The organism is Niallia sp. FSL W8-0951 (assembly GCF_038006525.1).
Lineage (GTDB): Bacteria > Bacillota > Bacilli > Bacillales > Cytobacillaceae > Niallia > Niallia circulans.
Window position 1 is genome coordinate 2,455,543 of the sequence record NZ_JBBOVK010000001.1, and the last position, 15,372, is coordinate 2,470,914.

Annotated in this window: 12 protein-coding genes and 1 other annotated feature; of the genes, 1 reads left to right on the forward strand and 11 read right to left on the reverse strand. The window is 35.7% G+C overall.

Going from position 1 to position 15,372, the window contains the following annotated elements:
- Positions 1-3 precede the first annotated feature (3 nt).
- The 9 genes from zapA to NSS71_RS12355 all read right to left on the reverse strand — a co-directional run bounded on the left by zapA (position 4) and on the right by NSS71_RS12355 (position 11,517).
- Positions 4-267, reverse strand: coding sequence for a cell division protein ZapA (gene zapA, locus NSS71_RS12315; RefSeq protein WP_047941918.1), 264 nt, complete (start codon positions 265-267; stop codon positions 4-6).
- Between the two features lie 463 nt (positions 268-730).
- Positions 731-1,690 carry an ROK family protein gene (locus NSS71_RS12320; protein WP_144546659.1) on the reverse strand — a complete coding sequence of 320 codons (960 nt, stop codon included), beginning with the start codon at positions 1,688-1,690 and terminating at the stop codon, positions 731-733.
- A 69-nt stretch (positions 1,691-1,759) separates the two neighbouring features.
- Entirely contained in the window at positions 1,760-2,776 is a 1,017-nt protein-coding gene (locus NSS71_RS12325; RefSeq protein ID WP_047941916.1) for a LacI family DNA-binding transcriptional regulator, read from the reverse strand.
- A gap of 93 nt (positions 2,777-2,869) precedes the next feature.
- The gene (locus NSS71_RS12330) at positions 2,870-3,718 is read right to left on the reverse strand and encodes a carbohydrate ABC transporter permease (protein WP_047941915.1); all 849 of its coding nucleotides are present in this window, start codon (positions 3,716-3,718) and stop codon (positions 2,870-2,872) included.
- Complete coding sequence (locus NSS71_RS12335; RefSeq protein WP_217275553.1) at positions 3,715-4,698, reverse strand: carbohydrate ABC transporter permease; 984 nt, start codon at positions 4,696-4,698, stop codon at positions 3,715-3,717. Before NSS71_RS12335 ends, NSS71_RS12330 begins: the two co-directional genes overlap by 4 nt.
- Before the next feature lie 235 nt (positions 4,699-4,933).
- Positions 4,934-6,214 carry an ABC transporter substrate-binding protein gene (locus NSS71_RS12340; RefSeq protein WP_047942147.1) on the reverse strand — a complete coding sequence of 427 codons (1,281 nt, stop codon included), beginning with the start codon at positions 6,212-6,214 and terminating at the stop codon, positions 4,934-4,936.
- A 687-nt stretch (positions 6,215-6,901) separates the two neighbouring features.
- Positions 6,902-9,316 carry a phenylalanine--tRNA ligase subunit beta gene (gene pheT / locus NSS71_RS12345; RefSeq protein WP_047941913.1) on the reverse strand — a complete coding sequence of 805 codons (2,415 nt, stop codon included), beginning with the start codon at positions 9,314-9,316 and terminating at the stop codon, positions 6,902-6,904.
- A gap of 16 nt (positions 9,317-9,332) precedes the next feature.
- Positions 9,333-10,373, reverse strand: a complete 1,041-nt coding sequence (pheS, locus tag NSS71_RS12350; RefSeq protein WP_061798697.1) for a phenylalanine--tRNA ligase subunit alpha — start codon at positions 10,371-10,373, stop codon at positions 9,333-9,335.
- 65 nt (positions 10,374-10,438) lie between these two features.
- Positions 10,439-10,690, reverse strand: a binding site (T-box leader).
- A gap of 80 nt (positions 10,691-10,770) precedes the next feature.
- Positions 10,771-11,517: a TrmH family RNA methyltransferase gene (locus NSS71_RS12355; RefSeq protein WP_061798699.1), complete on the reverse strand. Its 747-nt coding sequence runs from the start codon at positions 11,515-11,517 to the stop codon at positions 10,771-10,773.
- A gap of 185 nt (positions 11,518-11,702) precedes the next feature.
- Between NSS71_RS12355 and sspI the strand changes: the two genes are divergently transcribed.
- Positions 11,703-11,909 carry a small acid-soluble spore protein SspI gene (gene sspI / locus NSS71_RS12360; RefSeq protein WP_047941909.1) on the forward strand — a complete coding sequence of 69 codons (207 nt, stop codon included), beginning with the start codon at positions 11,703-11,705 and terminating at the stop codon, positions 11,907-11,909.
- Between the two features lie 224 nt (positions 11,910-12,133).
- Here the strand turns inward: sspI and xylB are convergent, their stop codons facing one another.
- Both xylB and xylA read right to left on the reverse strand, forming a co-directional pair.
- Entirely contained in the window at positions 12,134-13,633 is a 1,500-nt protein-coding gene (gene xylB / locus NSS71_RS12365; RefSeq protein ID WP_047941908.1) for a xylulokinase, read from the reverse strand.
- A gap of 182 nt (positions 13,634-13,815) precedes the next feature.
- Entirely contained in the window at positions 13,816-15,123 is a 1,308-nt protein-coding gene (gene xylA, locus NSS71_RS12370) for a xylose isomerase (protein ID WP_047941906.1), read from the reverse strand.
- Between the last annotated feature and the right edge of the window lie 249 nt (positions 15,124-15,372).

Genomic DNA, 15,372 nt, shown 5'->3' on the forward strand with positions numbered 1-15,372 from the left:
TTGTCAGTCCTTTTCTCTTCTTTTTAATTCTTCCTCTAATTCTTTCACTCGATCTTCTAGCTTTACATAGTCGTTTACTATATTTACTGCGGTAAGTACTGCAAGTTTATTGGTATCAAGTGAGGGATTCAAAACATGAATTTCACGCATTTTTTCATCAACTATGGAGGCAACCAGTCTAACATGGTTAGAAGGTTCTTTCCCTATTATTGTATATTGTGTTCCATATATATCAACATTTGTACGATTTTTAGGGGTATTTGACACGCCCATGCCTCCATTCTAAAGAATCCTAGTTTCTATCATATCATGAATTATTCTTGCTAGGGAAGTCATTCGAATAGATTCTATCTTAAGACTTTTAATAAAGGGCAGGAATTATAATTCACTTGATAAAATAAGAGGCTGGAACAAAACTAGCTTCAAATAGTAAGAAGGGGGGCTGTCCAAAATGTGAGTGAAAGCTAATTTTTTGGACTCCCTTTCATATATATTTCTGAATAAACGCACAAAAAAATCATCCTTTTTTAGTAAAATGAAGTTACCACACAACATTAAAAGAAAGGATGATTTTATGTGCAATCAAATAATTACTACTGGAACTTATAACACGTAAATGACATTCCTTCCAGCTCTAGAAGTGAATGAGAATGAGAAAAAATACTAAAAAGCAATTATCCCCTATGTTTAAACCTTACAACAGAATCCATAATCCAATTTCTATTCGTGCTTAACTAGAAATAGTTTTTAAAGAAGATATATTCATTTCCCCTTCAGTTACACCACTTAACGGACTAGATGTTCTTTGTAAGAAATGGTATAGAGCTCCAATTAAGTTCGAGTCATTTCCAAATCGGCATGGCTGAACTTGGATGTTTAAACACTCTTCAGTTGGTTTCATAATTTTTAGCTTTTCGTTAATCTGTTCAATAAGCCCTTCGCGTTTACTGATTGCTCCTCCGATTAGAATTTTTGCCGGATCAATAATGTATTGTAAATTATAAATTCCTACAGCTAAGCGCTTAATAAATTTCTCTATTTCTTCCTGTACTTCCCAGTCACCTTCGTCTGCCATCTTAAATACAATTTGCCCGTCCAGAGTAATCGGATCCAAATTTTTCCGTTTCGCAACTTGCTTAATTAAACCTCCAGTTGCTGCAAGAGAACTCCATGATTCCCCTAGCGGCTGATTCAGATAATCCTCTAAAATCATGTAACCAAATTCTGCTCCAAAAAGATGGCTGCCATGACGAATTTTCTTATCTAGAAAAATAGAACCACCAATACCAGTCCCAATTACAATACATATATAATCATCGACTTCTTTTGCAGCACCCATCCATCCCTCCGCTAACCCTGCACAATTAGCATCATTTTCAAGCTCAACAAGTAATTTTGTCCGTTCTTGGATGACATTCCTTATATTTGGCCCATGAATATAAGGAAGAGCTGAGGTTCCTTTAATAAATCCTGTTTCTACATCTACTGCTCCTGGCATACTTAAGGCGATGCCGATTATCTCATTCTTTTCTTGAAAATTCTTCACCACAGTTTCGATTGTATCCACGAAAGAATCAATTCCGTCTTTGGGAGTTGGAACAGAAGACTTTTCTATAAAGTTTCCCAATTCATCCATAAGCGAAAATTTTATTGCGGAGCCTCCCACATCAAATACTGCATAATAGTTCACCAAAAAACCTCCTAACATCCATCCAAGTCTTATTATTCATGTAAGAAAGCTCCTAAATCAGTCCTGAACTCACCTAAAGGCTTTGTTCGTCCCACACGTTTCCCTTACAATAATTTCAGAGTCGGTATACACTGGCTTTAATTTTGATTTTCCTTCTATCAAGTCATTTAGCATAAAAGCAGATAATTTACCGATTTTCTCCTTATCCTGTTTGACCGTGGTCAATTTAGGATCGCTATAGCGGGAAGCAGCAATATCATCACATCCTACAATTCGGATATTTCTAGGTGTATGAAGTCCAGCTTCCTTAATAGCACTTAGTGCACCTAAAGCCATTAAGTCGGATGCAGCAAAAATAGCTTCTGGATAATCTTTCAACTCAAGTATTCTCTTCATTGCGATATAACCACTTTCTTCATGGTAATCTCCATATTGAATCCAATCTTCCCTGATTTCAAGGCCAAACTGATTCATCGCATCCTTGAACCCCTTTAACCTTAGATTAGAAATGACGGATTCACTCATCCCGCCGATATAACCAATTTTTCTAAGAGAATTCAAATAAAAATGTTCTACTACCTTCCTTGATAAATTTACATTGTCCGTCATGACGTAGCTCGCTTTTGGACCAACTAATTCAATATCAATTCCAATACAAGGAAAACCGCTCTCAGCAAGTTCAAATGTAGCATCCTCCACTTCTTCACCTGCAATTATCAAACAACCATCCAAATTAAAGTGCTTGCATCTTGCTAAATAACTTCCTTGAAATTGTTCATTAGAAAACATTAAGATATCGTATCCAAGCAATCCAATATTTTTCTTAAAAGTCGAAATAACTTCATTAAAATATGGATGAGTCATGTCTACATTGATTTTACCTGCATAGATAAGTCCAATGAGACTTGATTTTTTCGTTGCCAGTGACCGAGCCGAAAAATTTGGTGCGTAGCCCATTTCATTAATAACTGTCATGACCTTTTTTCTAGTCATCTCACTTATTTCGCCATAATTATTTAATACTTTCGAAACGGTTGATGGTGATACCCCTGCCAATTGTGCAATGTCCTTTATTGTTAAACTCATCGTTTTATCCCTTCTATTTCCGTCTAAATTCATTCCTAATATTAGATTAATAAAAGTTGGAGAATGAAACAATAGCACGGCAGGAAATAGTCTTTATTTCACAGACCCTTCCGTAATACTTGATATAAATAATCGGTTAAATAATAAGAAAATGACTAATAATGGAACAGTTGCCCAGAACACACCAGATAAAATCATACCGAAATCAATATTATGAGTATTGCCCAACTGTGCCAATGCAACTTGAATAGTATACATTTCCGGATCTCTTAAAACCGTAAACTGCCATAAGAACTCTCCCCAAACAGCAGTAAATACAATAATCCCAAGAGTAGCAAACGCTGGTAAGATAATCGGTAATACAATTCCCCAATAGATACGGAAATTCGAACACCCATCTAATTTCGCTGCTTCTATTAATTCATCAGGAACACCCTCGGATATATATTGGCGCATTAGAAATATCCCTAAAGGATTTAAAAAGGATACAATCATAACTCCTTGTAAGGTATCTAGAAGTCCTATTTTAGAAATTAAGAAGTATTGTGGGATTAACCCTAATTGCGGTGGAATAATCATGGTTACCAAAATCGCAATAAAAAATATGTTTCTTCCCGGGAATCTAAATTTAGCAAAAGCAAAGCCTGCTAATGAACTAATGAGTAGTACTATGATTGTTACAACCAAACACAGTATAAATGAATTCCACATCCCACCAAAAAAATCAATTTGACTTAATACCTTTTTAAAGTTTTCAACCAGCATATTTCCTGGTGTTAAAGTTGGCGGGATTGAATTGTAGGCAGCACTCGGTCTTGTTGCCATGACAAACATCCAGTAAAATGGAAACAACGAAACGATAGCAGCAATAAATAAAAATAAGTAAATGGATAATCTGCCTATGGAAAACTTTTTCCGTTTTCTTTTGTCATGTTTACTCATTTATCCACACCTCTCTTTTTTCTTCCAAATCCTTGCGTTAAACTTAAGTTTATGACAGCAAATAATGAAATGATAACCAATAGAATGATTGCAGTTGCGGATGCTGTTCCAAATGACTGCAATTTAAATGCATCTCTATACAAGTACATAACAATTGTCATAGCTTCGTCCCTTGTGAAAGCATCAGTTCCTAAAAATACAGTCGGTTCAGAGAATAACTGCATGGCACCAACTGTTGAAGTGAATACCGTTAGGATAATAAATGGTTTCATCATTGGGATGGTAATGTAAAAAAGCTGATGAAATTTATTGGCACCATCAATGGTAGCTGCCTCGTATAAATCATTTGGTATACCTTGAATTCCAGCTAGATAGATAATCGTGTTATATCCTACCCACCGCCAGAACACCATAATGGATATCGCAATTTTCGTTCCCCATTCAGAGGCTGCCCAATGGATTGGGTCAAGTCCAAAGAAATGAGTTAATACATAATTGGCTAAAGAAGATTCATGATTACTGAATAACACACTAAAGATAAGGGCTACAGCAACCATTGAAGTTAAATAGGGCATAAAAATTGTTACACGAAAGAAACTTTTAAACTTAAGAAAAGCCATATTCAACAAATAAGCTAAAATAAGGCCGACGACTAACTGTGGAGCTGTTCCCATAATTCCTATAATTATCGTATTATAAACTGATTTCCAAAATAGAGGATCTGTTAGTACAGTCTCAAAATTAGCCAGTCCGTTAAATGTCATCGGGCTTAAGCCATTCCATTTTTGAAAGGCTAGGTAAATACTAAAAAGCATAGGATATAGGCCGATAACTGCAAAAATTATGAAGAAAGGCGCTATATATAAATATCCTGACAGCATATCCTTTTTTTGCTCAGACCTAAATTTTTTCTGCTTTTTATGAATAGGCTGCTTCTTACTGATAGTGTTCACAGTTTCCTTATTACTGATAGGATTCATTTCCCCACCTCTTTTCATATTCAAGGGAGCATGGTACCATATAAACGTCCAAACTTCCCTATCTATCAATCACTATTCTTTTTCCTCACAAAAAAACCAATATGTGAAGAATCGCCGGCCTACCACAAACCTTTTTCTCGCTAGAGGCTCGTATGTGTAAGCCGACCGATTTTTTCGTATTATTTAAAAGTAAGTAGATTTTAGTGACCCTGTTTTTTATAGAACAAATATTAGATTAACGGCTTAATAAATCTTCTGCGCGCTTCACTGCAGCTTTCCATTCTTTTTCTGGATCTGCTCCTTTATTTTGGACATTCTTAAGCGCATTCAATACTTCGCTGTGGATGGAAGCATATTTTTCACCTTTATATCCTATGCCACTAATGTCCTTTGCAGCTTCTGCAAATACTGGAGCTGTTGCTTGACCACCAAAGAATTCATCTGCATTCGTCTTAAATTCTTCCATATCATATACAGATTGGGCAGATGGGAATAATCCATGGCTTTGGAATGATTTTAATTGATTTTCTGGTGATACAAGCCATTCAATAAAATCATAAGCTTCTTGGGAATGTTTTGTTTCAGATGGTACAGCAATGTATGAACCACCCCAGTTTGCAGCAAACTCAGTTGGTAATGTAGCAACTCTCCATTTTCCTACAGCATCAGGAGCATTTCCTTCCATCCATCCTTTTAACCATCCTGCTCCTAACTCTGCCGCAAATTCACCTTTGTTAACGGCATTTGCCCACTCTGGAGTCCACATATCATATTTACCTATGATTCCAAGTTCATTTAAGCGAATAGCATAGTCATATGCTTTTTTCACGTCACTGTCTGCTCCTAAATTTAATTTATTATCAGTAGTCAAGTAAGCTGTTTCGGCAGAATCTAGATAAGCTCTATATGCCATTTCAATACTATCAACAAATGGCAATTTTGTTTTCTCTTTAACTTGTAATCCAGCTTTTTCAAATGCTTCAGGTGAATTAATCAGATTGGCTACTTCCTGTGGATCAGTTGGAAGTCCCGCTTTTTCAAATACGTCTGTTCGGTAGTACAACCCTTTAGGTCCAATATCTGTAGGAAGACCAAATAAGAAATCTCCGTCCTGGTTTTCCCCACTCTTCCATTTCCAATCCAAGTACTGGTCTTTCACATCTTTCGCACCAAGATCATATAAATTTTCGAAACGATCTTGAGCCACTTTAAAACGGTCAAATTGGTCAATCTCTAACATTGTAATATCAGGTGCACCGCTACCAGCAGATAATGCGGTAAAAAGCGCATCATGATGATCAGCTGTTTCAGATGCTTTTACTTTAATTTTAATATTTGGGTTTTCTTTCTCGTATTCTTTTGCTAAATCCTCATAACCAGTCGAGCCAAATGTCCAAAAATCCAACGTGATTTTTTCATCTTTACCACTCGTTTTACTTGATGTATCATTCCCACTACAAGCAGTTAAAGACAGTGCAAGCAATGACGATAAACCTAAGGCAGCAAACTTTTTCATTCTTTTCAAAATCATAACCCCCCAAATTATTTAATATTTTAATAGTTTTTCACAAATATGAGATTTCTATAAAGAAATGAACACCCCCAAAAATGATAGATTTCAATTTCAACGAAATCGGTTTCGTAAACAATTAAAGAAATCGCTTACAAAACATATAATAATATCATTACTTCCAAAAATCAACATAAAAATAACCAATTTACAGAATTTTTTTAAAAAAATATGTGGTTTTAATTTATTTATTCAATATTCCCGCCATAAATAGTGACTTCACAAGAATTACTATTCGAAACCGTTTTCGCAATAATATACTGTTATCTCTTACATCCGCTACGAAAATGCAAATAAAGTAACAAATTTTAATAACGCAAAAGAAGCTAGGACAAATGGATAAAAACGAACGATCTCTAATTGAGTGTCGAAGCAATTTCGTTCCCATACACTACAGACACACGATACGCCGAGAAGGTTGGGCGCTCGCCCCTTGTAAAGCGAAGTTTATTAGTCTTGCGGGTGATAACCCAAATTTTCTTTAATAAAATAAATATAAATCCCTAAACAATTATCGAATATTTTTTAATGTGTACGTATTATTGTTCGGGGTTATTTAGTTGAAAATACTTATGTCCCAGCTTCAATTAAAAAACATCCCAGAATTGAACTCTGGGATGTTTTTTATCCGCCTCAGCCTCTTAGCGAAGCACCAGCTTTTTCTTCTACTGCAGCAAGTACTTTATCATGAGTCTTGCTAATCATTTCATCTGTTAATGTTTGTTCTGGATCAAAATATGTTAAGGAGAATGCAATCGATTTTTTGCCTGCTTCCATTTTTTCACCCTCATATAAATCAAACACTTGAACATCTTTTAGTAACTTTCCACCAGCTTCAATAATAATTTCTTGAAGACTACCAGCTAACACGTCCTTCTCTACAACAAGTGCTATATCTCTTGTTACATACGGGAAACGAGGGATGGACGTATAATGTAATGCTTCTACTTCTACAGCAAATAACTTACTTAGGTCTAGTTCGAAACAATACGTTTCTTTTAAATCTAAATCATTTTGCATTTGCGGATGCACTTGGCCGACAAATCCAATGATCTCCCCATTAAGGACGATTTCAGCTGTTCTTCCTGGATGCATTCCATCCAATTCCGCTCTAGCAAATGTAATTTGCTCATGAACACCTAACTTTTGGAATAACCCTTCTAATACCCCTTTTACAACAAAGAAATCAACAGTTTTCTTCTCTCCTTGCCATGGATGCATACTCCAAATGCCTGTAACTGCACCAGCTAAATGTTCTTTTTCCTCGGGAAGCTCCTGTTCTCCATTCGCTAAGAAGACAACCCCTGTTTCATAAACAGCTATGTTTTCATTTTGTCTTGCTGCATTGTATTTAAGCACCTCTAACAGCTGCGGCACGATGCTTTGACGTAATAATGCACGTTCTTCACTCATTGGCATTGCAAGTTTGATTGGGTTTCTTTTCTCTAAAGCAAAGCTATGCACTTTCGCTTCATTTGTTAATGAATAGGTAATTGCTTGATATAATCCAGCTGACTCTAAATATCTGCGTGCCATACGACGTTTTTTCTGATAAGCAGTTAAAGAACCTGGTGTAGCCGCACCTATTGGCAATGTTTTCGGCAGGTTATCATAGCCATAAAGACGGGCAACCTCTTCGATTAAATCTGCCTCGATAACAATATCATTTCTTCTTGTTGGCACAGTTACCGTGAATGTGTCACCTTCCATTTGTGTTGCAAATTGAAGACTATCAAAAATAGCCGTTACTGCATCCGTCTTTAATGTTGTTCCTAATGTTTGATTGATTTTTCCGAGCGTAATCGAAACTACTTTTGGCTCAGCAGTGAGTGTATCAACTGCGACTTCCCCTTCAAGCACTTCTCCGCCAGCATATAATTGTAATAATTGACAAGCTCTATCTGCAGCTTTACGTACTCGATTTGGATCAATTCCTTTTTCATATCTTGCGCTTGCTTCACTTCTTAAACCAATTACTTTAGAAGATCTGCGAATTACTTTACTGTCAAAATAAGCAGATTCTAATAAAACAGTAGTAGTGTCAGCTTGAACTTCAGAATTCGCACCACCCATTACACCAGCAACAGCTATTCCTTCTTTTCCGTTCGTAATAAGCAGATTATCTTCTGATAATGTTCTATCCGTTTCATCAAGTGTCGTAATTTTTTCGCCACTTTGTGCTCTTCTTACAAGAATTTCCTTTGAGCCAATTTTATCATAATCAAAGGCATGCAGCGGTTGACCATATTCTAGTAAAATATAGTTCGTAATATCGACCACATTGTTATGTGGGCGGATTCCTGCAGCCATTAATTTTCCTTGCATCCATAATGGAGATGGAGAGATTTTGATATTCTTAATTACTCTTGCTGTATATAATGGTACATCTGCATTCTCTTCTACTGAAACTTTAATATAATCAGATGCTTTTTCGTTAATTGTTGGATATTCTGTATTAGGTAATTTTACTTCTTTTTCTAAAATGGCAGCTACTTCATACGCTACTCCAAGCATGCTTAAGCAATCAGCACGGTTTGGAGTTAACCCCAGTTCTAGTACGGCATCATTTCGTTGCAAATATTCTAATGCATTTTTTCCGACCTCTACATCACTTGGAAAAACAAAAATGCCTTGTGCATAGTCTTTTGCGACAATTTTCCCTTCGATACCAAGCTCTTGCAGGGAACAAATCATCCCGTTTGATTCTTCCCCACGCAGCTTCGCTTTTTTAATTTTGAAGTTACCTGGAAGAACTGCGCCAACCTTTGCTACAGCTACCTTTTGGCCTTTATCTACATTAGGAGCGCCACAGATAATTTGGATTGGGTCTCCCTCGCCAACATCGACTAAACATTTATTTAATTTGTCTGCATTCGGATGTTGTTCACGCTCGACAACATAACCGATTACTACATTTTTAATTCCTTCATCAAGAACCTCGACGCCTTCTACCTCGATACCACTCTTTGTAATTTTTTCTGCTAATTCATTAGGACTTATGCCATTTAAATCTACATATTCATTTAACCAATTATAGGATACTAACATTTTTTCTCCTCCACCCTTAATATTCCGGTACTGAAAATTGTTTTAAGAAACGTACATCATTTGTATAGAAATGACGAATATCATCAATTCCATATTTCAACATCGCAATTCGCTCTGGCCCCATTCCAAAGGCAAACCCAGAATATTTCTTAGAGTCAAAACCGGACATTTCCAATACATTTGGATGAACCATTCCAGCTCCTAAAATTTCAATCCAGCCTGTTTTTTTACACACACTGCAGCCAGCACCTTTACAGATAAAACAAGAAATGTCCACTTCAACAGAAGGCTCTGTGAATGGGAAAAAGCTTGGACGTAAACGGATTTCTCTATCTTCTCCAAACATTTTCTTTGCAAAAACTTCAAGCGTACCAATTAAATCACTCATACGAATGTTTTCATCAACCACAAGTCCTTCAATCTGCATAAATTGATGGGAGTGTGTCGCGTCATCATTATCACGACGATATACTTTACCAGGACAAATAATCTTCACTGGTCCTTTCCCTTTATGTTTCTCTAATGTTCTTGCTTGCATTGGTGATGTTTGCGTTCGAAGTAACGTTTCTTCTGTAATATAGAATGAATCTTGCATATCCCTTGCTGGGTGATCCTTAGGCAGATTCAATGCTTCGAAATTATAGTAATCATTTTCCACTTCTGGACCCTCTTCAATGGTATAGCCCATTCCAATAAATAAATCTTCAATTTCTTCTACGACTCTTGTTAGAGGATGGTGATTACCTGTAGAAACAGGACGACCAGGTAGAGTTATATCAATTGTTTCAGAAGCAATTTTTTCTTGAACGAGCGCTTCTTCTAACGCCTTTTGTTTAGCCTCAATGCGGCTAGTAATTTCGTCACGAACAACGTTGACTAACGCCCCCATCTTTGGTCTTTCTTCAGCAGATAGTTTGCCCATTCCTTTTAATACTTCTGTAATTGGGCCTTTTTTTCCTAAATATGCGATACGAATTTCATTTAATTCTTTCATATCGTTACTGCTTTCAATGCGTGTTAGTGCTTCAGCTTGCAATTCTTTTAATTTATCCTCCATTACATTTCCTCCTTATATATGGTTTGTTCTCGCATGAAAATTGGCATAAAAAAACCCCATCCCCAAAAAGGGACGAGGTTATTGTCGCGGTACCACCCTAATTAACTTGTATGTATAATAAAAACAAGTTCACTTCATTTGGATAACGGTAGTCTATACCGGTACATCTTTACATCTTTCTAAAACAAGAAAAATGGTCCCGATGCCGACTCAGGAGGTGAACTTCATTCATGTTTTTAATAAAAATGCTTACAGTCTGCGGCATTTTCTCCCTTAATTAAAAATCATCAATTACTTTTCTCCATCAATGTCTTTATTCATGTAATTTGATTTTAATTATAATATATATCTAATTAGTTTTCAAATGCCTTTTTTGCTTTTGGTTGTAACTAACACATTATTTAAAATAATACATTAAAATACCTGCTGCCACTGCCACATTTAATGATTCACTTTTCCCGTAAATTGGTATATATAAGTTTGTATCAGTCTTACTTAATACTTCTTTCCTTACACCATTGCCTTCATTCCCAACAATTAAACAAAATGAGGCTGTTTTTTCTATCTCCCGATAATCCCTGCCATTTTCAAGGGCAGTCCCATAAATGGGAATATTCCTTTCTTTTAATTCATCCATAAACGATGCTAAATTTGTTTTTATAATTGGCAAGTGAAAATGACTTCCTTGGCCTGATCGAACTACCTTTGGATTATATATATCAACCGTTCCTTCTCCGATAATGACTGCATCGATCCCTGCTGCATCAGCTGTGCGGATAATCGTTCCCAAATTACCGGGATCTTGAACTTGATCAATCGCAATAAAGGTTTGAGCAGTAGACAAAGTTTCTAAATGGCTTTGCTGCTTACATAAGGCCAGAATACCTTGGGGTGTTTCTGTATCTGAAAGTTCTTTAATAATCTCTTTTGTAACGATCGTTATCGGAGTATCTCCATAATCCCAAGCAGGTACATCTATCTCCTCTGAAACGATTAAATCAATAATAGAATTTGCTTTGAATGCTTCTTCCACAAGATGAAAGCCTTCCACCAAAAACGTTTCCGTCTTATCTCTTTCCTTTTTTGTTAATCGTTTTTTCCATTCTTTAATTTGTGGATTTTTTACCGAAAGTATGTGTTTCACTTGCTATTCTCCTTCACAATCACCAATTATTCTCTATTGCTTTTATTATAGCGTAAATAAAATACATAATAAACGCCATTAGTGAAATGCTAAAAATAGATATGTTTTACAAAAACTCTATTCCATATTATTCAATAAGGTGAATGGATATGGATAGGTAACAATGAGAAAGAAGGGTGCTTATTATGAATTTAAATTTACGTAATGCAATAATCCATAATGTTTCTGGCAATTCTCAAGATGAATTAAAAGATACAATCGTGGATGCTATCCAAAACGGAGAAGAAAAAATGCTGCCTGGTTTAGGCGTTTTATTCGAAGTAATTTGGAAAAATTCTTCTGAAGAAGATAAAGTAGAAATGCTGCAGACATTAGAAAATGGACTAAAGTAAAAACAACTATTCCAATTATAAACCCGAACGATTATTGGGAAATGCCAATATAATAGGATTTTCTCATAATTATTCGGGTTTTTATTCATTAGAATAGAAGGTTAGACTGAATACACTTCACTTTCATCTGGCGAGCACTGAGCCTCCCATAGGAGGAGGCTACGTGTTTTTTCCTAATAAAGATTTTTCTTATAGAAATGTCAGCTTAGCCTTTTAACAAAAAACTATTCCATTAACGCTTGTAGTCTATGCGAAGTTTCTTTCGTCGCTGCATAAACTTCTTTATAAATATTATATACTTGTTCGTATTTTTTCACATTTTCTGGAATAGGCTGAAATTCTTCTTTATATTGAACGAACTTTTCTACACACTCATTCATCGTTGCAAACCACCCTAATCCAACTGCAGCAACCATCGCCGCACCTAAACCTGGTCCTTGTTCCACTGTTAAATTAACAACTGGCGTATTAAAAATATCTGCTTGAATTTGTAGCCACTTGCTGTTTTTTGCTCCTCCGCCTACGGAAACAATGCGTGCAAACTGCTTATTCGCATTTTCCTCCATCAAAATCTTACTATCATTCAATGAAAAAGTAATACCTTCAACAACAGCGCGTGCAAAGTTATCTAGTGTATGCCTTGCATCCATGCCAATAAAACTGCCTCTTATTTGGCTATCTGTATAGGGTGTTCTTTCTCCCATTATATAAGGAGTAAACACTAATCCATCTGAACCGATTGGAATATTATCAATATTTCCAAGTAATTCATCATAACTTTTCTCTGCTGCAAACGTATTTTTAAACCAATTTAAACTATAACCAGCAGATAATGTTACCCCCATGGAATAAAAACTGTTTTTTATTGCATGATTGAAATAATGAACTTTCCCTGCATAATCTTCTTTACCATCTTGTTCATAGGAAAGAAATACACCTGATGTTCCGATACTAGCTAATCCCATACCTTCTTTAACAATGCCTGCGCCAACTGCTGCACAGGCATTATCTGCTCCCCCAGAAAATACAGCAATATCATTTGTAAAGCCATACTTTTTTGCAAGCTCTTCTTTCATTATGCCTATTTTGTCAGAGGACTCAACAAGCTTAGGAAAAATACCTAAAGGAAGATCAAATAATTCAGCAATTGATTCACTCCACATCTTTTCTTCTACATTCAGCATTAATGTTCCAGCAGCATCTGAATACTCCATTTGCTTATTACCGGTTAAATAAAATCCTAAAAAATCTTTAGGCAATAGAAAGTGCTTTGCTTGTTCCCATATAGTCGGTTCATTTTCTTTTACCCATAACAGCTTAGGCAAGGTAAATCCTTCTAGTGCTTTGTTCTTTGTGATGCTAATAACTTCTTGTCCTGCCTTATCCATTATCTCCTGACATTGCTTACTTGTTCTTACATCATTCCATAAGATAGCATTTCTGAGGGGAGTTCCATTTGCATCTAATAAAACTAAGCTATGCATTTGTCCAGAAAAACTAATTCCTTCTGTTTTGGATGCTGCTTCTGGAAATGCTTCAATAATTTCTTTTAGCACAATGTCTAATGCTTCTATCCAAACATTTGGATTTTGCTCACTATACTTCGGCTGTGGAGTTAAAAGCTCATACTCAGAGCTCTTTGTGATAAGAACCTTCCCTTCTTTATCCACTAACAATCCCTTTAAGGAACTTGTTCCTAAATCAATCCCTATTACATATGACATTTATAAACGCTCCCTCCTGAAGACCAATGCAAAGGGATGTCTCATTCATAGAAATTTCGACCTTCACAAGTATTTCTAGTAGATTTTTTCAATGAGCTACTACTAATAAACTTGTGATGCCAACTCCTTCTATTTGAGACACCCCTTTTATTGATGTTATTCTACTTGTTTTTCTATTTGTATTATACTAAATAATCATTCAAACGAGATTTTAAGAATTCTAGATGATTTGGCTCATTTTCAATTTGATCATGCTGTAATGCATATTCAGTTAATGTTTTCAGATTTTCTTTTCCGTCTACAATAGATTTACCAATTCCAGTTGTATAGCTCTTATATCTGCGTTCAATTTCTTTATCGAAGAAACCATCTTCTTTTAGTTTTGCAGCTGATTTAAGTCCGCGTGCAAATGTATCCATACCAGCAATATGTGCAAGCACTAAATCTTCCATAGAGAATGAAGAACGGCGAACTTTCGCATCAAAGTTAATACCCCCTGGAGCAATTCCTCCATTTTCAAGTACTTGATACATTGCCAGAGTTGTATCATAGATATTAGTTGGGAACTCATCTGTATCCCATCCAAGCATTACATCTCCTTGGTTCGCATCTAAGGATCCAAGTGCATTGTAGCTTCTCGCAACGGCCATTTCATGTTCAAAAGTATGTCCTGCTAATGTAGCATGGTTTGCTTCTAGGTTTAGTTTAAAGTGTTTATCAAGATTGTATTTTTGCAAGAAGGCCATTGCCGTAGCAGCGTCAAAATCGTATTGGTGTTTGGATGGCTCCATTGGTTTTGGTTCAATTAAAAACTGAACTTCATGGTTTAATTCTTTGGCATAATCAACTGCCATATGGAAGAAGCGAGCCATATTATCTTGTTCTAATTGTAAATCTGTGTTTAATAAAGACTCATATCCTTCACGTCCACCCCAGAATACATAGTTTTTGCCGCCAAGCTTCTTACTGATTTCTAAGCCTTTTTTCACCTGTGCTGCAGCATACGCAAAAACTTCTGCATTGGATGAAGAAGCAGCCCCGTGTACAAAGCGAGGGTTTGTAAACATATTAGCTGTATTCCACAGTAATTTAATCCCTGTTTGATCCATTTTTTCTTTAATTAAATCTGTGATTACATCTAAATTATCGAAGAACTCTTGAAGCGTATCGCCCTCTGGAGCAATATCCACATCATGAAAGCAGAAGAATTCAAAACCCATTTTTTCCATTAATTCAAATCCAGCTTCTACACGATTTTTTGCTGTTTCCATTGGTGTTTCGCCAAACCAGTTACGAACATTTGTAGCAGCACCAAATGGATCAGAACCATCCTGCGTTAATGTATGCCACCATGCCATACTGAAACGCAAATGTTCTTTCATCGTTTTTCCTAATACAACTTCTTCTGGATTATAATGACGGTATGCATAAATATTCTCTGTTTTTGGTCCTTCATATTTTACTTTTTTAATCATTGGAAAAAATTCCATTCTAATTCCCTCCTATTTGTTATAAAAATCATGATCATCTTTAACTTACTTTTTCTTTTCTCAACTATTTTCTACAAATCTATTTAATTTACTTTCTATTTGTTAGTTCAATATACTAACTGAATTCATCATAAATCTAACTTCGTTTTTTGTCAAGCGCTTACAATATCAAATTTGTTAATTTATTAACAAATTTGATAGAAGAATTATAATTAGTATGGTAACCTAACAATACATACATCGTTACTA